Below are 21,072 nucleotides of genomic sequence, written 5' to 3'. Positions count from 1 at the left end.
ATTTATTTGTTTTTAAATTTGCTTAACTGTTTCACCATCTTGATTAATTCAGGTGCTAATAGCCCTATACATACTCCCAACATTAGATTAACAGGAGCTATACATTTTTTAATAAGAATAGCTAACTCATTAGCCATTTGAGCTTCTTTAGAGGTAATGAGAGACGAATCGTCGATAGATTGTAAGGTTTCTATTACCAAGCTATTAAAATCAACTACTACTACGATAATACCTATAAAAAGCAATAGTAGTATAACGTTGCAAATAATTTCTAATTTCTGTTGCTTTGTCATTTCTTCTTATTGTTTTTAAATTCAAAATCTACTTTATAATTTTTGAGTACTAAGTACGCTTCAAAGTCTTTACCCGCCTTGCTTTTAAAGCCTTTTAGTAGACTTGTTTTGCCTTTGGCAATAAGGTCGGCCACTTGCTTGGCAGTGATGGTTTTATGGGCTACCTCTTTCCAAATGGTAAAGTCGCAACCGTTTTTGTAGTTGGTGCAGCCAAAGGCTTTTTTACCCTCTACGATTTGCCCTTGTTTACATTTGGGGCAAGTTCCCAAGGTAGGACGTTCCACCTTAACAGTAGCCTCAATGCTAAAGATGTTATATACCATATTCTGTACGTATTGCAATAGGTTATTGTAATACTGTGTTACTAATAACTTTCCTTCTGTTATCTGCTTTAGTTGATACTCAAGGCGGGCGGTTTGGGCTACATTCACCACTTCTAAATCTTTGATAGCATTGTAAAACTGTAGCCCTAACTCTGTGGGCAAATACTTGTTCTTTTGTAAGGTGATAAACTGCCTTTTTTGAATAAGTGTATCAAGTATGCCAGGGCGAGTTCCTTTGGTACCAATTTGCAAGCCTTTTAGTTCAAACTGAGATGATAATTCCTTGTGTACTTCGGGCGATTGTTCTTGTAGGAATTTGTCCAAGTTACATAAATCATCGGTAAGGGTTGCAGGTGTGTATATAGCGGGGGGGCTGCTCTCAATTTCACGAACGTTTTTCGCCTCGATAGCGACCGCGTCGCCCTGCCTGTAAGGCAGATCCAAAACAGTAATTTTTTCATCATCTGCTTCACTCTCTTCATCAGTAGCTGCTGTTTTATTTTTAGGCGTGTAACGCTCCCAACCTGCATATAACAGTTTGTTAGTATTGGTTTTAAAAGTCGTTCCTTGATTATCAAAAAGATATATGCCTTTTTCATATTGAGAGCTGTCGGAAAAGCTCTCTAAACAGCGATATAGGATAAGTTCAAATACACGGCGTTCCTGCTCGGCTAAGCTCTCTAAACCATTGGTGTAACCTGTAGGTATTAAAGCATCGTGAGAACCTGTTATTTTACTATCATCTACCGATTTCGGCTTGCTCATAAAAGCAAAGTCGGTAACGCCCAAAAAATCTCTACACAAACCGACAAAGAACTTTTGGAGGTTGTAATACCCTTCTTCAGTGATATAAGGGTCTTCAGTACGCGGGTAGGACAAATATTTACCTTCATACAGCTTTTGAGCAGACGCCAACACTTGGTCGGGCGTGTACTTATAGAGTTTGTTAGCTACAATCGTCAAACTGTCCAATGTATGCAATAGAGGCGGGTTTTTAGACACTTTTTTCACCTCGTAAGACACAAACCTGTGAGCAGGCAAAAGTCCGTTAAAAACGGCTTGGGCTTGCTCTTTGCTTTCATATATGGGGCTCTCGGTCGTATAGGTAGTGCCATTGTAAGAATGATTGGTGATAATCTTGTAAGTATAGGTTTTTTCGTGCCCCTTATTCTTGATGTATCTATCGCAAATAATCTTTAAAATAGTACTCTGTACTCTTCCTATCGATAACAATTTACCTTGTCCTAATTGGAGGGTGGCTGCTTGGGTGGCGTTTACGCCAATGAGCCAATCGGTAAAAGCACGAGCGTAGCCACTTTTACAAAGGTTTTCTAAAAATGGGTCACCCTGCTTGTAGGTAGGGTGTGCAAAAGCCTTGCGAATACCCTCATCAACTAAAGCCGAGTTCCACACACGAATGAAAGGTTTTTTACATTTAAAATAGTTATAGATGTATCTAAAAATGAGTTCCCCCTCACGGTCGGGGTCGGTGGCAACAATGATATTACCGATTTCAGGGTCGTTTAGTAAGCTGCCTAACTTATTGAGTTGAGCTTGGCGGTTCTTCTCTTTCTTAGGTTCGTACTTATAATCTTTTATCTGCAGAAGCAGTGGCAAATAGGATTTATCCCATTTTCCTTCCCCTCGATAGGCGGTATCTTCAGCAAGTTCTAACAAGTGTCCGGCTGCACAAGAAAGGATAGTATCGCCTTTCTCGTAATGGTCTCCTTTGAGGGTAAAACCTAATGCGCAGGCATACTCACGCATTTGTGTTGATTTTTCGGCTATGATTAGGGTTTTAAGCATAATCAATTATTTTATAGAGTTTCTTTTGTAGATAAAATCACGTAAATGATACATTATATCTACATATACATCTCTTGCGTCTATTTCTCCTTCTGTAGAGATAAAACCATTAGGGCGCATTGATTTTAGATATCCCAATAGATTTTTTACGGCATCTAACGCCTCTTGCTTAAGATTGTCTAAATATTCTTTTTGTTCTTCGTTCATAGTTTTGTTATTTTAGAGATATTAAATTGTTAAGAAATGTTACGGGGTTGATATATTCATTATTCTGTTTCACTGAAAAATGCAAATGAGGTGCGGTAGAGAGTCCAGTGTTGCCGCTTTTTCCTATGATAAATCCCGCTTTTACAGATTCTCCTTGCTGGTAATAGACTTCGGAGAGATGACAGTAGGTTGTTTCAAAAGTGTTGTGTTTTACTTTGATGTATACGCCTCCGCCTTTGCTATCCCAGCCTACCCCGCTAATTACGCCGTCTAAAACAGCGTATATGTGTTGATAGTTAGCCCTTAAATCAATGCCGTTGTGCATACGCTCTTGCTTTAGAATGGGGTGGAAACGCTCTCCAAAATGAGAGGTAACGTGCAATTCTCCCTTCAGAGGCAGTGAGAGCCGTACGACTTCTTTGGTAGGAGTAGGTTGTTGTTTATCCTGCTGTTTGGTATGTGATTCAGTCACTGCCTTTTTAGCAAGGGATAAGATGATAGAATTTTGCACCTGTTTGAGGATATTAGGTGCGGTAGGTTGCGATTGATGGATAAGTGTCTTCAGCGAATCTACCTCTTTGCGAAGGGTTGCCTTCTCACTGCGAAACAATCGCTTCCACACGCCACTGCCTTTTTTTTCTGCATTTACATTGCTATTAATCAGCTCATTATTCTCTACTACTCTAAATTTTTGGTACTCTTTTTCGGGAGCTACTTTTGGGGTGAGTGTATTGAATTGTGCATAGATGCTACCTATTGCAGAAAAGAAAAGGTATAGGGCTATTGTTTTGATATATTTTTTATTGGGTTGCATTGGCGATAAGTATTAGGCTACTGCTTCTCTGATTTCGTTAATCATCATTTCAACTTCTTTGTTGATACGACGGAAATTGGTCATAAGGATTTCGTTTTTGCGGTCGTTACCTGCGCTGTCTTTGAATGAATAGTAGGTAGGCATTTTCACGTAATTGGCTTCCTCGTGTTTGATAGCTTTCATATCAAGGTTGATTTTGCCTGAAATAGCCGATGTTTTAAATTCTTCTGTTGCATTGTCTTCTCCTTGTACGACCATACCTACCATTTCACCTGTGCGTTGTCCTGCAATCTTGCCCGCGGGTATCATTACATCCATCTTTTCGCTGATGGTCATATTGGTACCTTGGTTGGAGATAGATTCCGAGTAGCTTTTTTGTTTGATTTTACCAAAGAGTTTTTCAAGCCAATCAAGGGTACCCTTGTCGCGCACAGCTCCTGAGAGGATATTCCCCATAATAGCTGAAATGGTTTCGGCTACTTCTTTTTTGTAGAATTGGCGCAATTGCGGTTGTTCCTGCAAACCGAGCATTACCGCTACTTTGTTACTACGTGCAGTAGCGACGAGGTTGTCTATCTTGTGAATATAGATAGTAGGGAACTCATCGGCGATAAGTCCGCTGTAGAGATTACCTTTGTCGTTTATCTGACTTATCACTCTATTGAGCACTGCTGAATACAAAGCTGAATTGATGTCCTGTGTGCGCGGATTGGAGGCGAGAATGAGGATAGAGGGATTTTCAGGGTCAGATATTTTGAGTTGCACTTCGTCGCCACTAAATACCCAAAAGCTTTCTTTGGTTGCCAAGCGAGATAGGAAAATCTTTATAGTACCTATCTGTCCTTCGAGCTGGTCAAAGGCTTTGTTCTCATAAGCTGATTTGAAAGGTGACATAAGTGATACTAACTCTTCATTAGTAAAGAGAGTATCGAATATCTCTTCGTAACTGCGATTCATAAAGGCTAGTATATGAGGTAGGTCAGAGTATTTGCCATTCTCATAGGTAGCAAAGTAATAGATAGTAGAGGCAAGAAAATTCACCGCTGACTGCGTAAAGAACTGTTCAGAGCCACCCCCGCCAGAGCTACCACCTTTTTGCAAGGCACTTACCATAGATTCAGCCATTTCTTGGGCTTGTGCTAAGGTGTTGATATACTCCTTTTTGAAGGGATTTACTCTTCGAGAGTACTCTACCTCATCGAGGTTTACCACGTGAAATTTGTGCTTGTAGTTAGGGTCGGTTTTCTTTTTTAGCAAGTGGTGGTAATAGGCAATTTCGCCTAAGCTTGGAAACTTAAAGTCGTAGATACACAAGCAAAAGCCTTTGCCTACTAACTGACGGATAGCGGGGTTAATCACCCCAAAGGATTTACCCGAACCAGGGACTCCAATGACCATTGAACCACGAAAGGGGTCGATATTCATCCAGCCTTGGTGTGTTTGTTTTTTGTAGCGGAACTTGTAAGGGATGTTTACAGAGGTAGGAGTTTCTACAAGTTCCCTATTTTGGTCGAAACTCTCCTCTTCGGTATTCCAACGGTCTTTATCCATTTTAGTTTGCATTAGTTTAGAAATACTATCAGCACCTTTTTGAGTGATCATCGTCCCTGCATAAGAGAGTAGGAGGTAGCCTAATTGATAACCATTGAGATAAGGCACTACATAAGGTAAATTGGGATTGCCCGCTCCCCATACAAGGGCTAAAGAGCTTATGATCATTATCAGTCCCACAGATATGGGCAAAAAGATTTCTTTGGTTGCATCTAAGTCGCGTTTCTTTTTAGCTCGTGTGCCTATAGCTACCAAGGTAATTAGCACAAGGGTGCTCAGCTTGGCATTGATAGGAGGAAAGAATACGCCCATCTTTGCAAAGCTTTGCAAGATATTAGATAGCACAGGTATCTCGGCATTTTGAAAGAAAAGAATTAGGCAATCCAAGGTTACGACTCCATAGACCATTTTTTGGAAGAAGTCGTATATTTTGATTTGGTTTTGTTGTTCTTGCATACTCATAGATTTCAGGGGATAGGGGATAGGTATCAGGTATTAGAAAGTATCGGCTTGGAGTACATCGGAGTAATTGACTTTCATATCAATCACACGCCCTGAGATTTGCTCCTCGATAAGGCGTATTTTTAGTATTTTGCTATTGGGGAAGGTAAATTTCTCAAACACAAAAATATTGCGATAGTTCTTGCGTATTTTAGTTTGATTATTGAGTGCATATAAAGGCGTTAGCAAAATACTCTGGTTGTTGGTAGCTTTATAAATCTTTTTATCCTCGATACTGAACTTCATAGCGTCGATATTGCAAGGTAGGTTAGTAAGGTTTTCGATACTGATGTCTAAGAAGATGTAATCATCTATCACATAAACATTGTTCAGTAGCATTTTGAGTTTCAGATTCTTTTTCTTGCGAATAGGCTTCTTGATTTTCTTTGCTTGAATATCCAAGGCAAAGCGTTTGAGCTCGTAATTAGAGTATTTGAGTTTAGGATATTCTAATGGTTGCATATCTTCGGCTTTGATATGAATATTAGAGGCTAACCAATTGTGCTCTTGCTCTTGGTAAATGGCGCGGTATTGCGCTAAAAACGATTGCCCTACTACTGTGATAATACCGATGTCCATTCCTGAACGCAATTCCTTTTTTGGGGTTGCATTCTCCATTAATTCGTCTCCGCTTTGTTCTACTTTAATGCGGGCAATATTTTCGGAAGGCAAATCGCCTATAAGGTAATTTGTAGAGAGGTCTACAAACTGAATAGGTTCGGGGGCGATGATGTGAATATTTACCTCTTTACCCATAAAGATAATGGGGAGGTTATCTACATTAATTTGATTGACAAGGGTTTGTGCTTGTGCTTGTCTGCCCCCAAGAATGGCAAATAACGCTATAGAGAGTTTTGTAATGATATTATTCTTCATTTTTGTTTAAATCTTGTTCGTTAATTAAATAGATGTAAGAGTTGTACTTGAGTTTTACTTTATTCTTGCGAATGATAGCTGATACAGCTTCGGAGGTAGATCGGAATAGATTAGAGGCAAGGCTGGTAAAGAAACCTTGACCTGTTTCTACATTCACCCCTTGTACGGAGCTCGCCCCTAACTCTCGAATCATTTCTCTAAAGGCACTCGCAGGCACGTATAGCCCTTTGAGCCCGTCCATATCGTAAATGGAAAGATTGATAGGGTAAATCTCATTATTGGTCATTACTGATACGATACTCAGGTAAACGCGCTGTTGTGAAAATCCTGCAATCTCAGCATATAGGAAGCTACCTTTTCTCACCAACCTCTTCTGCTTTTTACCTATGAAGATATCTTCTAAAAGACGTATACGAATGCGACTTCCTAAATAGCCTTTGATGTTTTCATCTATTACCGCTTTGATGTTGTTACCCTCTTTCTCTTTAGAGATATGATTAAAATTCCCTAAGTTATTTGCTTTGGTAACCTCTAAACTGCGATTGAGAAAGGCTTCGCGTTTTTCTTTATTGGCTTTTAAACGCTCTGAAGCTGCTTTCTGCCTTATTGCTTCAGGGTCTTTAGATTTCTCCAATGAGTCTAAGAATAACATCTGCTCTCGTAAGCCTTTTACAGGGTTGTACTCTTTCTCCTCTTTTTCTTGCTTGCTACTCGCTGTAGGCTGTTGCGACTCATTAAGCATACGAATCATCTCTTTAGAACGTTCATAATCTTTATCGTCTTGCGATTGCGATGAGGATTGAGAAAAAGCACTATTGTTGGGGCGGTAATAGGTGTTATCTCCTATCTTTGTAACCTTGCTATTAGCATTGCGCTTGCGCTCATATTCCAAAGAATCCAAATAACGCTTTTGAGCATCATTTAAATTGTCGGAGTAGTTGTAAAGGCTATCACTTTCCTTCTCAAAATCTTGAATCATAGAACGACTGTCGTTCGTATTCTCAAACATCTTGTCGTAAGCGTCGTTTTTGTTCATTATGGGCGTTTCCACTTTCCCTAAAGAGGTACTCAGGTCTTTCTGTGCTTGCTCTTTTTTATCGTCTTTGCCAAATAGGTCTATTACTTGATAGCCTATGAAGCACACAAAAGGTAAAGCAATGAGAGGAAAGATATACTTGGGTTGCTTAAAGTTGATTTTTTTCATTGCTGACTTTGGTTTTGTAGGGTTTGATACTGCTGGTATAAAAACTCAATTCTAAGGCTATCAGAAGGGGTGAGCTCTCCTAATTCGCGTTTAGCTTTATATCCCTTTAGTTCCTCAGTAATGTTTTGCATTTGCTCTTGTCTGTTCTCGTTTTGCCTGATGATTTTGCTACTTTGCTCATAAAGCATTGGTATCATACCATTGTTAGCTTGCTGAGACAAACGTATATCCCAAATAGTACTTCCTATAAACGACAGCACTAAGAAAGTCATCGCATAGAAATAAAACTTTTTAGGATTGGCATACAACCATTTACCTACTGAGGTTTCTTTAAATCTCTCTTTAAGTCTTTCTTTGAGCTTTTTATTAGGTTGCTGTTCTTGTTCCTCTGTTTGAGGCTCTATTGAGGTGTTTTGTTCTACTTCTTTTTCCATTCTAATAGCTGTATTTTTGTTTGACAGATAGTTCTGTATTATCTAAGATATTCCAGTTTTCTAAAAGCACTCCGTGTGCATTGTTAGGCGTTCTGGGTATATCCCTAAAAGTACCTTGTGTAATGAGCTTTCGTATGATAAGGCTCGTCTTTCTATTAATCATCTGTGTACCATAGTACATAAACCTTTTGCTGTTCAAATCAATATTGATAGAGTCTGTTTGTATAGACACAGTTGCATTAGAGGAGATAATTTGGTTATACCAACCTTTTTCGGTTAAGTTACTTCGCTCTTTTTTGGCTGAATCATCCATAAGGTAGAGTGCTTTATCAATATTCTTATTGATATACTCATCATCAGGAGCTAAGGTGAAAAATAAGCGGTGGAAAAGTTCCACTTGTGCCTTGTACTCTACGGGGCGATTTAGGAGCTCATCAGTTTGTTTGACCAGCACAGGTACTCCGTTGTCTAAGATATAGATAGATTTTCGAGAGTCCTGTACAATTTTGTAGGAATAGCTAAACCCTACGATCACGATAACAATAGCAAATATCACGGTAGCTATAGCCATTGTTTTGTTGATTTTGATACGTTTTTCTATGTTTTTTACTATCATTGTGAATTGAATTTGTTATCTAGATTTAGGTACGTCAGGCATTCTGTTGATATTCTTGCTAACAGCATCAAAAGTGCTATTTGCCACTGAGTTTTTCACGCTATTTGCTAAGGAACGTCCCGCGTTTACAGTACCTCCTACAGCCTTACCACCTGCTGAAACTACACTAGCTGCTTTGCTTGCGGCTCCTTTGGCTTTGGTCATTATGCTAGCTCCTCCAGCTGAAACTACTGAATCGGCAATAGTAGGTGTCATTAGTACGGCTAATCCAGTTATTACATAGCCTACACAAGGGAAAATCACAGAGTTCATCATTCCACTATAGGTGGTATATGCCATTAGAAGTCCTTGATTGATTACATTACCATTGGCATCGACTATCGTTGAAAGACGTGTAATATCCATAGTGTAGCCTGCCATTATAATCTGTTGCCCTATATTGATAATCGTATAGGCTATAAAAGTGTATAGATTGATATTGATAAACTTAGAGATCCAATTCGTCAGCGAACTTTCAAAACCTGGTATGAGCGACATTCCGACGGCTATAGGCCCTAAAATTATCAGTATATACGACCATACCTTTTGTATAAAGAAGATGAGATAGACCCCCACTCTTAAAATCATTAAACATACTAACTCAATAGCTTCTCCTATGATTTTTTGCATTTTGTAATTGAGTCTCTCCAATCCATCTTCAATAGGAGCTGTAAGTTTATCCCATTGGTCGCCAAAAGCTTCTCCTACATCACCATTGCCTACTTTTGTCCAAAAGTCCTGCCTTTTAGCCATAAGAGCTGCTCTTTCTTTGATAGTAGCATCTAATACTTGCATTTGTTTGGTATAGCGAGTTGTCCGAAGATTATTGGTTGTCTTCTCTATCTCTTGGAAAACTCCCTTGGGCATTTCAGCAAGTCTTAGAAAAGGATATTGTACCATTTGGGTGAAAGGTACCCAGTAGATGAGTATAAGTCCTATGATAACGGGTTTAATCATTGGCTCTACGTCCCATTCGGCACTTCCGCTTTGCATTCTAAAACCTATGATTGAAAAGTAAATAAGCATTCCGAGTGCTCCGATAGCTTTTCCCAGTATAGAGGCTTGGTAGGCGTAACTTTCTATAAAAGTATCCAAGTGCGTAAAGGCTTCCATAAACCACTCTTCAAAGTCACCACTACCTTTCATAAACTTTACGGTTTTATCTCCTTGCTCCATACTAGGTGGTGGCGGGCCTATTATAGATGAGCCCGCCCCTGAATAAGGAGGTCTGGGTTGTGCTAAAGAAGCAGGAGTTGCCAATATAAAGAGCAAACTTGCTATAATGATTGTAATTTTCTTTAAGTTCATATACTTAGAATTTATGTTTGTATTGTCGCATTATACTTTCCATTATTTGTACATCTTCAACATAAGGAGCTATTTCATCGGTAGCTTTATAAGAATCATTGAGGAGTCGTTCCGTTTCTAAAAACCACTGATTGATGTTCCCCGTGTTCTGTAGCATACGTTTAAATTCTCTCCAGCCTATCAGTGCTTTGTGATACATTAAAAATCGCTTGCCTCGTGGCATATCCAATGTAGTTGCCTTTTCGTAAATTCCTTTGATGATGTCTAACTTCTCTTGCAAAGGCTGTAATTGTCCTGTGCGTTTAGCATTCTCAAACGCTTTTTCATCTTTAAAACCCCATTGTGAATAAGTCTCAGGTCTGTCAGGAAAATTTTTAAGAGGGGTGAGCATTCTTTTATAGTACAACAAGAATAGTGGGTCGGCATTGACGGTTAAGGATGTCCAATGTGCCATATCACTGAGACTGCGTTTATAGATACTATCTACGTGCTTTTTGATGGTTTCAGCTTCTCTTTGCATTACCATAGCTTTGAGTTGCCGTTGTGTCTCTAAACCTGTAGCACTGAGCGGACGGATATCCTCACCGTCCATATAACGGTGATTATACTTGCGCCCGTTGTAAGAAAGCCATCCCCATACCATTGAATGGTTCTTGCTCAATTGAGGACCAACCTTCGTCCCAAATATTGTATAATACTCTGCTTCGGGCTTAAAATCTCCCCACTGTTGAAATACCTGCCGTTTTTCTTGTGCATTGAGGGCTTCATCTTTTACTTTGGTAATTTTATACTGAGCAGAGACCACCATAGAGGCTAATAGACACACATAAAGAATAGTTTGTTTCATTGCATTAATAAAGAATAGTTTGTTTCATTGCATTAATAATGTTTATAACGTCTGTACTTTTGCATAATCTCTTCAACAAGTTGTTTGTCGTGTTCTACAAAGTTGTTGAATACAGGTATAGAATAGATATAAGCACGGCTCTTATTAAACTCTATGATATTGATAACGTTTAAAATAGAAACATTGAGCAAACGTAACTTCATATATATACGGTCAAGAAGTGCATCTCTATCGGCTGAGTCCATCAATCGTTTTCTATCTTCTGTTAAGAAAGCTTTCCGCTCTTCAATAATTGACAATACTTTAGAATACACTTGGTCTGTTTCTTTTTTGAGCCAAAAACTATATTGAGGGTTTTCTACTGCTAATTTGTTCATCTTTTTAAGATTCCCTATAATACTAAAAACATAATCTTTTATATATTTGATTTGCTTGCTCTGTTTGAACAAAGAATTGATATTGTACAGATTTTGGTAAATTTTCTCGTGGATAGCTACTACTTGTACTATTTTTTTATTAGACTCTTCATAGAATTCTTTCTGTTTTTTAAAAATACTATTAAAGTTCGCTAAACTCGCTTCCCTTGTTACGTGATTGGCAGTGATATGCGCCAATAAAGAACTATTGATCACCGTCTCATAGTAGCTTTGGGCTTGCAGTGTAGTCACTGCAGAAAAGAAAAGCAATACAGATAGTTGGATAAGTTGTTTCATATGCCAAGGCTTTTAACATTTTTTAAAATATCTTGTGCTAACTCCTTATCTCGGTCTATATAGTACTGAAATAAGCTTCTTCTGCGCTGTATAGCATAACTTGTCTCACGAATGACTGTGAGAGTAGCATAAGAATCATTGTAGAGTCTATCAACTTCACTGAGAGCATAGTCAAGTAATATTTGGCGTTCAGCACGCTCCATTTGATTGATGGCTCCATAAGAGAGCACTATACCTACTAAAAATCGGGTAACCATTTGCAAATCGTCTATAAAATTGATTTGCTTGGGCAGGATAATAGGGAAAGCTTCTCTAAAAACATCAGGTGCATTGCGCATTTCTCTGTAAATCTTCTGTTGTACCTGTTTTATTTCTTTAGCACGTTCACTTATTACATAACCCGTAGGAATTGCTTGTAGGGTAAAATCTACTATCCGCAAGCGGTCTTGTATCTTTCGACCCGTTTCCTTATACTTCTCCCATTGACTTCTATTAAGTGCTTCAGTAGTAGTATTGAGCGTTTGTTTGTTGTTCAGCGTTTTTTGTCGCTCGTTTTCATCTACTGACCGCTCTACCTCGTTGTTAATCATTACGGGGGATAACGATTCTTTTTCCAAAGGAGCTCTACTTCGCCCTCCTGAAGAGCTGAGCCAAAAACCTAGAGTACATACTCCGATGAGATAAATAACCTTTTTCATTAGAAAGTGTGTTTGAATTTTCGCATTATGTTTTCTACTATATCCTTATCGGTATTGATATATTGGTCGAAAGGACTGATAGCCCTCCAAAAGCCAATACGCTGAGCGTTTTCCATTCCTATTTGAATGGTTAAAAGCCATAGTTTAAAGGAACGTATTTTGCTCTCTATAGAATCTAATAACCTATAACGGTCACCAGCGGTCATTAGGTTTTTACCCTTACTATCAATCACGCTGTTAATCTCTGCCGTGAGCTTGAGTATTTCCTCGTAAGCCTTTTCACTTGCTTTTACTCCAAAGACAGCATACTGAGGATGTTTCTTAGCAAGGGTGAGTACATTAGAAGAATACTCTTGGCATTGCTTGAGTTGCTCCCATATATTTTTGAGTTGCATTCCGTTGGTAATGGTAGTAGAGACTTCTGTAAGTCCTTTATATACTTTTTCTTGTACCTGATTGACCAATGCCATTTGACCACTTATAAAGGTTTGCGCTTTTTGCAATTTGGTTTGCTCATCGGCAATTTTGTTCTGACCATTTTTAAGCGAAATAGCATAACCTGCCATTGAGCCTGTAACAGCTGGATCAAAATAAATGGTTTGTGCCTCTCCTTTCGCAGGTAACAGCATTGTGGTAAGTAATAATTTAAATAGCTTGTTTTTCATATTGTTGTGTGTTTATAAGTTCAGATAAGGGTAACTCTCGGTCTTTTACATATTGGTCGAATTTCTTTAAGGTATCTTTAGGGTGCTCCTTCTTGAACTCCTTAAAGAAAGCTACTACTTTTTCATCTAAAGGCTTTTTATAGAGGTTTACCAAGGCAAATATGGCATCTGTCTTTTCTTTGTACTTTTTTACATCGGCCACAAAAGCGTCTAAGGCTTTGTCGTAATTGCCTAATGCTTTTACATAGTACAGAATAGCTGATTTTTCAGGCTTTTCAGTAGTATAGGTAAGATATTGTTCCATAGATACTTCGTTACCATATACCTCTCCTTTAGCCCCTCGCTTTAGATAAAACTCTTTAAAACGCCCTCTACCTGTTTTGTTGTTTAGGTTATTAATCGTAAAGATTTTGTTTTGCTCTACTTTGTTGAGCGACAATAAAGCTGCTATACGGTCGAAATTGTCCTTAAACTTGGTTTGGTCAAGTAGTATGAACGTATCAGAATTATTGATGATTGAGTCCTTCACTACCGTATTACCAATGATATCATCTAACTCTTGGGTAACTACTACTGCTTCACCCCAAAACTTGCGCACTGTTTTGTACAGATAGAGTATATAACCTCCCATTAGTTTAGAGGCAATGGCTTTCCACGCTTCCTCAATAATGAGAGCTTTACGCCTATCACTACGCAAACGCATTTTTTGAATGAACGTATCCATAATAATAAGCGTTACTATGGGAAACAGCTTTGGATTGTCTTTCACGTTATCTATCTCAAAGACAATGAAAGGCTCGTAAAACAAAGAACTATCGGCATTTTCATTGAGTGTGGTACCATAGCGTCCACCTCTATAAAAATCTTTGAGCACGAAGAGAAAAGTACGCAGGTTAAACTCTTGTTCCGTAATGCGGTGATGTTTGTTGTTCATATATACGGGTAGGAACTTTTCGCAAAAGTCATAGAAGGTATTGAACGACAACTCTTGTACTTTAAATTCTTCTGCTACCTTTTTAACTCGTTTTACAATTGCTTGTCTTTGTCTATCAGTCTCTAAATCTTCATCATCTAAGGGGATTATTTCTCGTTTTACAGCAATGAGTGCCGCACTTTTATTATAGGCTTTACGCCTTTTTTCATCAGAAAGAGTTTCGTAAGCTTCGTATATCTTATAAAACATATCTGCCGTATTGGCGTTATATTCTTCCTTGCGTTTATCGGGGTGGTATTCCTTTAAAAGTTTACGTCCTCTGTCCTTTATCTCTTCAGTACTCGCATCTAAAGGCAGTCCCAGTATATCATAGAAAGTCTCTTCCTCGTTGTTGTCTAAATCTTCTTCATAGATGTTGAACTTATTGAGATAGAGCAATAACTCCTCATTTGTTTTGGCTTTATACCACTGGGTGTCACCCTCAAAATGTTGGTGATAATAGGCAAGGAGGGCATTATCTATAATGGATTTCTGAGCGGGGGACATTGTTGCATCAGCTCCTTGCCATATTAAGAAAATGAGATTGGTGAGGAATTCAGTTTTTTCAATGTTAAACTCTTCTTTACCTACCGCAAACGGATTCATTGTAATAGGCTTTTCTTCTGTATATTGTACGTAACGCCCTCCTTTATAGGAACAAGTACCTGAATAAGAATCACCCGTATCCACGATTACCACATCGTAATTGTAGGTGAGATATTGCTCTACAATATTGTTCATCAAGAACGATTTACCACTTCCCGAAGGTCCTAAAACAAACTTGTTGCGATTGTTGATCCGTCCTGTTTGGTAAGGTAAATCTGAAGTGTCTACCTTTAATGGTACTCCTTGTCTATCAGCAAAACGCAAGTAAAAATTAGATTTTTCACTTATGGGGTAGCTCTCTTTAAAAAAAAAACACAAGCCTGCTTCGCTCGTTGTAGTAAACAAATCGTAGTCCTGCAACTCTACCGCATTGCCTATAATAGCTGACCGAAATAACTCCATTTGGTTGTAAGCATTCTTAGAGATGATGATTCCCTTGGTAAAGAGTTTGTTCTCAATAGTAGATTGTGTTTTCTCCATTTTTTCCAAGGTCTCACAAGCAAAAACTAACGAAAAGTGAGCGTCTACTATAAGCTGCCCATTGACAGCTATATCGTGCAAAAGCTCCTGAATTTCTTGGGCTACTATAGCATTGGAAGGGGCGTTTTTAGCTACTCCATCGTGTTTTTTCATTTTCTTTTCTAACTCTCGTTGGCGTGATACTTGGGGAGGAATAGCGATCACTTGGTTGTAGACAATTGTTTGATATTCTTCTAACTCGTTGAGAAAAGAAAAATTATCTACTGCTAAATCGGCTACTGTACTGCTACCGCCTAAGCGTGAATAGGTTTCTATTTCATTAGGCAATTCTATGTTTTCTACATCCACGAAAGAGACTGTTTTGACAAATGAGCTGCCTATGCGCAAATACTCATTGGTAGATTTGATATTGTCAAACACGGGTACTTCAGCAAACTGCATTGTGAGAGTACCTCCGATGTAATACTCAAAATCTTTCTCAAATAACCAATCGGGGTCACATTCACTTTGCTCTAACAGCATATAGACCTTTTCGCACTTGTCTCGTAGCTCCTTGTAAGCCCTTTCTGAAAATTTATATTTGCTTTTCTTCTTATCCAATAAATCAGTGAAAAGTAGTAAAGTGTCTATGGTCTTATAAATGCGTCCGTTGAAATGGTCAGAGTATTTCTGTTGCAAATAGGTATTTTCTTTTTCAGATACATATCGCTTTTTGGCAAAAATATCTACTTTCTGCACGATGTGTCCTTCTCCTACAATAGCAATTACTTGATTGAGAATAGTGTGAAACTGCTCGTAACGTTCAGGGTCGGCGGAGTATTGTTCTACTATATTTTTAATACGAATGCCTATCACAGGATTGCCATACTGCCCAATGAGCACATCGTACTTCCAACCGTGTTCACTGCCATAGTCGTACCCTATAAAAGGAAATTCAAAAGCCTTTGTCTTCATTTTGATATTCTTTTCTTGTTAAAAAGGAACGTTATCATCTGATTGATTTTCAGGCGCTTGTCCAAAAGCGTTAAAAAACTCTCCCTGCTGTGCTTGTTGATTCATTGGAGATGGCGTTGTCTGTGCTTGCGTTTGTGCAGGAACGAATTGTCCTTGACTTGGGTTATATGACACTTGTTGCATTTGTATAAGGTCTATTTTCCAACCTTCTACTGTGTTGAAATACTTTACCTCTCCTTGAGGAGATACCCATTCACGCCCTCTAAGGTTATAATGTACTTTTACTAACTGTCCTTTTTGCAAATTGTCTAAAAGTGCACAACGCCCTTGTGTGAACTGAATGACAATATCATTAGGATATTGCTCTTCTGTAGTGATAACTAAATCTCTTTTTTGGAAGCCATTGTTACCTACTGTCTCCAAGGAAAAAATTTCTTTAATACGTCCTTGTATTTCCATAGTTATAATGATTTAATTTGTTGTTTCTTTTGTGATGATTTTCTAAATCTTTTAGGAAAGATGTGTATTTCATCATTGTTTCTCATCTTGTTATATAGACCTTTCGTCTTCTGATTGTGAAAGGTGTACCATACTCCTCCAATGCCTATCCCTGCTCCTATAAGAGCTCCAAAAAAGCCAATGAAAGAAGGTAAAGAAGCCAAACAGATAAGTCCTCCTAAGGCTGAGCCTAAAGCGTAATAGATATACTTATCTTTGAGTCCGAAAAAGACAAGGGGTTTTTTAAGCCCCTTGTACAGATAGAAGCCCATAGGTTGATGCTTTTTTAGTTGAGACCAAAGAATGCTCCTACGAAAATAGGTACTAAGATGAGGAACAAACAAGCACCTCCCCATCCGAGGATTTCCTTGTTGATGTCTTGATCACCATTTGTCCACTTATTGTAGATACGTAACCCTCCAATGAGACCTACAATACCTCCAATCATCATAATGAGCGTTTTCAAAGGCCCCCAATAGGTCTTAATACTATTGGCGGCATCTGTAATAGCACCTGCACCTTGTGCAAGCATAGGAGTCGTGACACAGATTCCTAAAAGTAACAAGAGTAGTAGTTGCTTTCTTGTTACAGATTTTCGAATGTTTAACATATAGAAAAAATTAAAATTAGAGTTTTTTATTTAGGTTGTACAGAGGCTTTGTATACCTTAATACCATCGTCTCCCTCTCCACTAACCACGACTTGTACACTGGTCTCTGCCATATTCAAAATGTCTTTAAATCGCTCTCTATTAGCTTTTAAATACGCTTGCTTCTGTTCTTTGGTAAGCTCTGTACTTTCGCCTCCAGTATTTTCTGGAGTTGTATGGGTGTCAGTATTATCAGCCTCGTTAGTGTTGAGTTGTTCTTCCTCTTGGTGTTTTCTCATCATCGCTTTCAACACTTCGTCAGGAGCTGTGGCTGTCTCGTTAGGGGTAGAAGGAAATAAATCATTCTCATCTATTTCTGTACTACTGCTAGTAGCCATCTCTTCTACATCGCTAAAGTCTATATTAGTGACTTTCATTTCTTGTCCTATCCCCGATAGAGAAAACTCTTGTTTGTCTTCCTCCTCTATAGGGAGTTTTTCTTTTTTGAAGTACAAGTCGTATAGGATATTCCCTGCATAATAAAGGATGTAAACAATAATTACTATTTGAAAAAATATTGTCATTAGTGTATTAATTAATGGGTTAAGTAACTACTTTTATAGGCTATCAGTTGTGCTATCATACCCCTAAACTCTCGTTTGCTAAGGGCATAGCGCAAACCTATATCAATGATTTCATTGAGGTCTACTTCAAAAGTGCCAAACTTTATCAATTCGATGTGTAAATCATTGCTCATACTAATGGTTCTATCACGCCTATTTTCCTCGTTTTCTATCCAGTCTCTGAGGAAGTCCTCCGTGTTTATTTCGTTGTATTTCCGCTCCAATTGTATGTTAAAAGGCAGTTTAGATGGTTTCATTGATGTATTGGGTTAATTCTTCAAACGTTTGTTTAACAGCATTCTTTTGTCCATACGAAAGGAGACGAGTGTTAATGCTCTGTAGGTCATTGCGCTTGTAGATAGGCGTAGGTAATAATCTACCATACTTGCCAATCTCCTCGTCCATTGCTTGCTGATTGCGGTAAAAATACCCTTTGTCGTACTTAGAACGCACAAATACCCTATTAGCTTGGCTTTCTATCATTCCCAATAGATTGATAAATACCATTGTAGATTTTACCGATACATCAGAATACTCAAAAGGAATGATGATAAAGTCGCTGTATATGAGCAAATCAATATAACGCTCGTCTAACGTTCCTGCTAAGTCAAAGAGGTATACTGTCTCTTCTTTTTTCATATCCATTAGGGTCTGAAAATCTAAAAGACTCTCTTGGTTGTCGTCGCCTATCACCTCTACCTCATAGAGCTGGGGGATAGAAAGCATTTTATCTTCTTCCCATTTTTGATGGAAAGATTTCTGAAAGTCAAAGTCAAAAGCTTTTACTTTTTTCTCCTTTACTAAGGTGAGGTAGTTAGCAAAAGCAACCGCTAAGGTAGTCTTGCCTACCCCTCCTTTTTGGGTAGCAAATGTTATAACCATTTTATTTTCGTTTTTTACGTCGTTTCTTTAGTTCGTCTTCTGTGATATCGCGTGGAGCATAAGTACTTTTACCCAAAACTTTAAAGATGTCTGCTACATCGTTTAAAACCTCTGAGATTTTTCCGCTTGGGCTGTGTTTGAGGTCAGTTTGGCTTCTCATCTCAGAGGTATTGTGTATGGATGTTCCTACGATAAATGCTTGGTATTCCTCTTTATCTAAAAGAAAGGATAGCTTGTGTATTTGGTGATAACGCTCGTGTATAGCGTAATACGCTCCATTATCGTCTTGCTCTAAAATGACAAAATCATCATTCTGTGCATTATGAATATGTTGTCTTACATCTTCTTTGAGCTGCTGAAAATCAGGATTGCTCTCTTTGCTTTTAAAGCGTTTGTTTTCAAACAACATAAAATCTTTAAGTTCTACTCCTTCTTTGAGCAAGTACTGTATAAGGATTTGCTTTTCTTTATCGCTTCTCAGATTGTAGTCCTTTAGGCGTTCAAACTCTTTTTTGTCGATACTATCTTCCGTAAAGTCAAAGATGTCTTTCATCTTAGCTATCTCACTGCCTTTATATATTTGTTGGTTTTTATTGTCAATAAGCGTATAACCAAAAGGCTGTTTATCGTCTTTAAAGTGAAAAACGATGTCTATCCCAAAGATTTGGCGCAGTTTTTCTTGTAACTCGCTCACATATTCTATCTGTGGCGGAATAGGCTCTTGCGGTAGAATGTTTCGTTCGTATAGTCCCTGTTGAACTCTATCATCTATCACCTTAAAAACTTTATTGCTGTACAAGTCCTTGTATTTATCTATAAAGGCTTTGATTTGCTTAATGCGCTTATCGCCTTTTTGCTTCTCTTGGTAATGGAGTTTATCACTGAAAAGTGTTTTCTGAACAACGCCATTGTGCAATATATCCAACTGATTAGGGGTGTCATCACTTTGAACTAGTTTAAAACCATTACGTGTGAGTAGCATTTCTAACTGCTGAAGGTTGCTAAACCTATATTGCAAAAGCTTCTCTATAGTAGCTTGATGATTTGTGCCTAATACCTTTTCCATTGCCTTTGCTAAGGCTTGTTGGGATTTAAGTCGCTCGAAGCTGTCGTTTATCTTCTTGCCTGTGTTTTTATCTACACGGGTAGAAACAATATGCACGTGGTTGTTTTCGGTGTCCTTGTGAAAGACTACAAGATAAGGTTGCTGCCCATAGCCCATCTCTTGCATAAAATTATTGGCTATCTCAGTGAGCTGTTCCTTACTGTGTTCTTGGTACTTTGTGGATATTACAGCGTGAAATTGTGGTTTTCGGGTGCGTTCACTTGCTGAGATGGCTTTAAAGTAATTTCTTACCTCCTCTTGAGAGCTGCTCTCATTGATAAATGAAGGAAAGTTTTTCATCAGCATTAACTCGCCCTTCTCGTTATGTACTTTCTTGTCGTTGTACTTTACTCCGTGAAAGTCCCTGCTTGCTGAACTAAGAATTTTTACTATCATTCGCAATGAGTTTATATATCTGCCTGAAGATTTGGTTTTGTTCAGCCTTGAGCTTTACAATCTCGTCTAAACGCTGAGTAAAGGCAATGAGCTCTGCTCGGTGTACCTCCTTCTTGGCGTTGGCTACATAAGCGAACTGATTGATATTGTTTTCAATCTTAGCAAAGATGTTGTCTTGCTTTTCAATGAACTTTAAAACCTCACGTCGTTCTTGTGTATTCATATTACCTTCCACTGCTGATATTATCAAATCGGTGAGGGTAGTTTTTCTTTCTGCACTTAACCTTTTCCACCGTTCTTTCTGACTTTCAGTAATTCTAAGAATAAGGTATTTTGATTTGTTAAGAGCTTTCTTTTCCAACGTCTTTAGGTTTAAATTTTTGGCAAAGTAAGAGAGGTTTTTTTAGGTGCGCAATAGGTGAAGAGGGGGTGTAGACTATGATAGACTATAAACAACATAAAAGGACATTAGAATTTGAAAAATAGACTATTTTATACATAAATAGACGTAAATAGATAGTATTGGCGTTTATTGAACTCTATTAGACTCTATTGGTATGTGAAATACTAGATTTTTGAAGAATTTTAAACGTATGATTGTTATTTTCGTTGCAGAAAGAAAAACAAGTTCCGCAGTTTTTCTACCCTTTTAGCTTCTTTGTAAAATGCAGACGATAGGCAAATTTTTCAAAGAAGCTAAAAGGCAAGATGAGTCTTTGTATACCGGTTTTTTCAAAACTGTGTATATACAAAGACACATCTTGCCCCTAAAACCGCGACCGAATACAAAACTGAAGAATATAATTGATTAATAATGAATTACAGATTTAGAAGATTTTAGTTGCAGAAAAAGAAGAAATGAGCTGTCCGTTATATATTTTCTAATTTACATACATATATTATATAGGTATATTTGTTTATTCTTTGAAGAAATACTATATTTAACTGTAAATCAATTATTTTACAAAATATAAGTAGGTATTATTTTAATCTACCTTGTTGGAAAGTGGGTTTTATTTTATCCTACCTAAGTCGGTAAGTAGGTATTATTTTAACCTATCTTGTTGGAAA

Annotated in this window: 23 protein-coding genes; all 23 read right to left on the bottom strand. The window is 38.0% G+C overall.

The window, feature by feature from the left end:
- Positions 1-2: 2 nt before the first annotated feature.
- The 23 genes from HMPREF1528_RS03410 to HMPREF1528_RS03300 are packed head-to-tail and all read right to left on the bottom strand — an operon-like array spanning position 3 to position 20,362.
- A complete protein-coding gene (locus HMPREF1528_RS03410; protein ID WP_016478638.1) occupies positions 3-293 on the bottom strand; it encodes a hypothetical protein in 291 nt (96 codons plus the stop codon).
- Positions 290-2,422: a type IA DNA topoisomerase gene (locus tag HMPREF1528_RS03405; protein WP_016478637.1), complete on the bottom strand. Its 2,133-nt coding sequence runs from the start codon at positions 2,420-2,422 to the stop codon at positions 290-292. Before HMPREF1528_RS03405 ends, HMPREF1528_RS03410 begins: the two co-directional genes overlap by 4 nt.
- Before the next feature lie 6 nt (positions 2,423-2,428).
- Positions 2,429-2,629: a hypothetical protein gene (locus HMPREF1528_RS03400; protein WP_002678111.1), complete on the bottom strand. Its 201-nt coding sequence runs from the start codon at positions 2,627-2,629 to the stop codon at positions 2,429-2,431.
- A gap of 7 nt (positions 2,630-2,636) precedes the next feature.
- Positions 2,637-3,443 carry a M23 family metallopeptidase gene (locus tag HMPREF1528_RS13130; protein ID WP_016478636.1) on the bottom strand — a complete coding sequence of 269 codons (807 nt, stop codon included), beginning with the start codon at positions 3,441-3,443 and terminating at the stop codon, positions 2,637-2,639.
- Between the two features lie 12 nt (positions 3,444-3,455).
- The gene (locus tag HMPREF1528_RS03390; protein WP_198010000.1) at positions 3,456-5,450 is read right to left on the bottom strand and encodes a type IV secretion system DNA-binding domain-containing protein; all 1,995 of its coding nucleotides are present in this window, start codon (positions 5,448-5,450) and stop codon (positions 3,456-3,458) included.
- 39 nt (positions 5,451-5,489) lie between these two features.
- Positions 5,490-6,371, bottom strand: coding sequence for a conjugative transposon protein TraN (traN, locus tag HMPREF1528_RS03385; protein ID WP_016478634.1), 882 nt, complete (start codon positions 6,369-6,371; stop codon positions 5,490-5,492).
- Positions 6,361-7,575, bottom strand: a complete 1,215-nt coding sequence (gene traM / locus HMPREF1528_RS03380) for a conjugative transposon protein TraM (protein WP_016478633.1) — start codon at positions 7,573-7,575, stop codon at positions 6,361-6,363. The genes traN and traM overlap by 11 nt, the downstream gene beginning before the upstream one ends.
- Positions 7,572-8,009 (bottom strand): hypothetical protein, encoded by a 438-nt coding sequence (locus HMPREF1528_RS03375; protein ID WP_002678180.1) that lies wholly within the window; start codon positions 8,007-8,009, stop codon positions 7,572-7,574. Before HMPREF1528_RS03375 ends, traM begins: the two co-directional genes overlap by 4 nt.
- Position 8,010: 1 nt before the next feature.
- Complete coding sequence (traK, locus tag HMPREF1528_RS03370) at positions 8,011-8,625, bottom strand: conjugative transposon protein TraK (RefSeq protein WP_009419764.1); 615 nt, start codon at positions 8,623-8,625, stop codon at positions 8,011-8,013.
- Positions 8,626-8,640: 15 nt separating this feature from the next.
- Positions 8,641-9,972 (bottom strand): hypothetical protein, encoded by a 1,332-nt coding sequence (locus HMPREF1528_RS03365; RefSeq protein WP_016478632.1) that lies wholly within the window; start codon positions 9,970-9,972, stop codon positions 8,641-8,643.
- A gap of 4 nt (positions 9,973-9,976) precedes the next feature.
- On the bottom strand, positions 9,977-10,819 hold the full coding sequence (locus tag HMPREF1528_RS03360; protein ID WP_016478631.1) for a hypothetical protein: 843 nt from the start codon (positions 10,817-10,819) through the stop codon (positions 9,977-9,979).
- Between the two features lie 32 nt (positions 10,820-10,851).
- Entirely contained in the window at positions 10,852-11,532 is a 681-nt protein-coding gene (locus HMPREF1528_RS03355) for a hypothetical protein (protein ID WP_016478630.1), read from the bottom strand.
- Complete coding sequence (locus tag HMPREF1528_RS03350; RefSeq protein WP_016478629.1) at positions 11,529-12,230, bottom strand: hypothetical protein; 702 nt, start codon at positions 12,228-12,230, stop codon at positions 11,529-11,531. The genes HMPREF1528_RS03355 and HMPREF1528_RS03350 overlap by 4 nt, the downstream gene beginning before the upstream one ends.
- Positions 12,230-12,895 (bottom strand): hypothetical protein, encoded by a 666-nt coding sequence (locus HMPREF1528_RS03345; RefSeq protein ID WP_016478628.1) that lies wholly within the window; start codon positions 12,893-12,895, stop codon positions 12,230-12,232. The genes HMPREF1528_RS03350 and HMPREF1528_RS03345 overlap by 1 nt, the downstream gene beginning before the upstream one ends.
- Positions 12,876-15,908: a TraG family conjugative transposon ATPase gene (locus tag HMPREF1528_RS03340; protein WP_016478627.1), complete on the bottom strand. Its 3,033-nt coding sequence runs from the start codon at positions 15,906-15,908 to the stop codon at positions 12,876-12,878. The genes HMPREF1528_RS03345 and HMPREF1528_RS03340 overlap by 20 nt, the downstream gene beginning before the upstream one ends.
- Positions 15,909-15,926: 18 nt before the next feature.
- Complete coding sequence (locus HMPREF1528_RS03335; protein ID WP_016478626.1) at positions 15,927-16,367, bottom strand: DUF3127 domain-containing protein; 441 nt, start codon at positions 16,365-16,367, stop codon at positions 15,927-15,929.
- Between the two features lie 2 nt (positions 16,368-16,369).
- A complete protein-coding gene (locus HMPREF1528_RS03330; protein WP_009419756.1) occupies positions 16,370-16,678 on the bottom strand; it encodes a DUF4133 domain-containing protein in 309 nt (102 codons plus the stop codon).
- Between the two features lie 14 nt (positions 16,679-16,692).
- A complete protein-coding gene (locus HMPREF1528_RS03325) occupies positions 16,693-17,016 on the bottom strand; it encodes a DUF4134 family protein (RefSeq protein ID WP_016478625.1) in 324 nt (107 codons plus the stop codon).
- A gap of 26 nt (positions 17,017-17,042) precedes the next feature.
- Positions 17,043-17,579 carry a hypothetical protein gene (locus HMPREF1528_RS03320; RefSeq protein ID WP_016478624.1) on the bottom strand — a complete coding sequence of 179 codons (537 nt, stop codon included), beginning with the start codon at positions 17,577-17,579 and terminating at the stop codon, positions 17,043-17,045.
- An 11-nt stretch (positions 17,580-17,590) separates the two neighbouring features.
- Entirely contained in the window at positions 17,591-17,875 is a 285-nt protein-coding gene (locus HMPREF1528_RS03315) for a hypothetical protein (protein ID WP_016478623.1), read from the bottom strand.
- Positions 17,862-18,500 (bottom strand): ParA family protein, encoded by a 639-nt coding sequence (locus HMPREF1528_RS03310; protein WP_002678284.1) that lies wholly within the window; start codon positions 18,498-18,500, stop codon positions 17,862-17,864. The genes HMPREF1528_RS03315 and HMPREF1528_RS03310 overlap by 14 nt, the downstream gene beginning before the upstream one ends.
- Position 18,501: 1 nt before the next feature.
- Positions 18,502-20,001 (bottom strand): relaxase/mobilization nuclease domain-containing protein, encoded by a 1,500-nt coding sequence (locus tag HMPREF1528_RS03305; protein WP_016478622.1) that lies wholly within the window; start codon positions 19,999-20,001, stop codon positions 18,502-18,504.
- Positions 19,982-20,362: a hypothetical protein gene (locus HMPREF1528_RS03300; RefSeq protein WP_016478621.1), complete on the bottom strand. Its 381-nt coding sequence runs from the start codon at positions 20,360-20,362 to the stop codon at positions 19,982-19,984. Before HMPREF1528_RS03300 ends, HMPREF1528_RS03305 begins: the two co-directional genes overlap by 20 nt.
- Positions 20,363-21,072: the final 710 nt, after the last annotated feature.

Source organism: Capnocytophaga sp. oral taxon 336 str. F0502 (assembly GCF_000411575.1).
Classification (GTDB): domain Bacteria; phylum Bacteroidota; class Bacteroidia; order Flavobacteriales; family Flavobacteriaceae; genus Capnocytophaga; species Capnocytophaga ochracea.
Note: the sequence above shows the minus strand (reverse complement) of the source record. Positions and strands in the feature narration are given on the sequence as shown.

What these genes read in the sequence shown, in the direction of transcription:
- HMPREF1528_RS03410 (WP_016478638.1), bottom strand. Translation starts at nt 293, where the DNA reads ATGACAAAGCAACAGAAATTAGAAATTATTTGCAACGTTATACTACTA.
- HMPREF1528_RS03405 (WP_016478637.1), bottom strand. Translation starts at nt 2,422, where the DNA reads ATGCTTAAAACCCTAATCATAGCCGAAAAATCAACACAAATGCGTGAG.
- HMPREF1528_RS03400 (WP_002678111.1), bottom strand. Translation starts at nt 2,629, where the DNA reads ATGAACGAAGAACAAAAAGAATATTTAGACAATCTTAAGCAAGAGGCG.
- HMPREF1528_RS13130 (WP_016478636.1), bottom strand. Translation starts at nt 3,443, where the DNA reads ATGCAACCCAATAAAAAATATATCAAAACAATAGCCCTATACCTTTTC.
- HMPREF1528_RS03390 (WP_198010000.1), bottom strand. Translation starts at nt 5,450, where the DNA reads ATGCAAGAACAACAAAACCAAATCAAAATATACGACTTCTTCCAAAAA.
- traN (WP_016478634.1), bottom strand. Translation starts at nt 6,371, where the DNA reads ATGAAGAATAATATCATTACAAAACTCTCTATAGCGTTATTTGCCATT.
- traM (WP_016478633.1), bottom strand. Translation starts at nt 7,575, where the DNA reads ATGAAAAAAATCAACTTTAAGCAACCCAAGTATATCTTTCCTCTCATT.
- HMPREF1528_RS03375 (WP_002678180.1), bottom strand. Translation starts at nt 8,009, where the DNA reads ATGGAAAAAGAAGTAGAACAAAACACCTCAATAGAGCCTCAAACAGAG.
- traK (WP_009419764.1), bottom strand. Translation starts at nt 8,625, where the DNA reads ATGATAGTAAAAAACATAGAAAAACGTATCAAAATCAACAAAACAATG.
- HMPREF1528_RS03365 (WP_016478632.1), bottom strand. Translation starts at nt 9,972, where the DNA reads ATGAACTTAAAGAAAATTACAATCATTATAGCAAGTTTGCTCTTTATA.
- HMPREF1528_RS03360 (WP_016478631.1), bottom strand. Translation starts at nt 10,819, where the DNA reads ATGAAACAAACTATTCTTTATGTGTGTCTATTAGCCTCTATGGTGGTC.
- HMPREF1528_RS03355 (WP_016478630.1), bottom strand. Translation starts at nt 11,532, where the DNA reads ATGAAACAACTTATCCAACTATCTGTATTGCTTTTCTTTTCTGCAGTG.
- HMPREF1528_RS03350 (WP_016478629.1), bottom strand. Translation starts at nt 12,230, where the DNA reads ATGAAAAAGGTTATTTATCTCATCGGAGTATGTACTCTAGGTTTTTGG.
- HMPREF1528_RS03345 (WP_016478628.1), bottom strand. Translation starts at nt 12,895, where the DNA reads ATGAAAAACAAGCTATTTAAATTATTACTTACCACAATGCTGTTACCT.
- HMPREF1528_RS03340 (WP_016478627.1), bottom strand. Translation starts at nt 15,908, where the DNA reads ATGAAGACAAAGGCTTTTGAATTTCCTTTTATAGGGTACGACTATGGC.
- HMPREF1528_RS03335 (WP_016478626.1), bottom strand. Translation starts at nt 16,367, where the DNA reads ATGGAAATACAAGGACGTATTAAAGAAATTTTTTCCTTGGAGACAGTA.
- HMPREF1528_RS03330 (WP_009419756.1), bottom strand. Translation starts at nt 16,678, where the DNA reads ATGGGCTTCTATCTGTACAAGGGGCTTAAAAAACCCCTTGTCTTTTTC.
- HMPREF1528_RS03325 (WP_016478625.1), bottom strand. Translation starts at nt 17,016, where the DNA reads ATGTTAAACATTCGAAAATCTGTAACAAGAAAGCAACTACTACTCTTG.
- HMPREF1528_RS03320 (WP_016478624.1), bottom strand. Translation starts at nt 17,579, where the DNA reads ATGACAATATTTTTTCAAATAGTAATTATTGTTTACATCCTTTATTAT.
- HMPREF1528_RS03315 (WP_016478623.1), bottom strand. Translation starts at nt 17,875, where the DNA reads ATGAAACCATCTAAACTGCCTTTTAACATACAATTGGAGCGGAAATAC.
- HMPREF1528_RS03310 (WP_002678284.1), bottom strand. Translation starts at nt 18,500, where the DNA reads ATGGTTATAACATTTGCTACCCAAAAAGGAGGGGTAGGCAAGACTACC.
- HMPREF1528_RS03305 (WP_016478622.1), bottom strand. Translation starts at nt 20,001, where the DNA reads ATGATAGTAAAAATTCTTAGTTCAGCAAGCAGGGACTTTCACGGAGTA.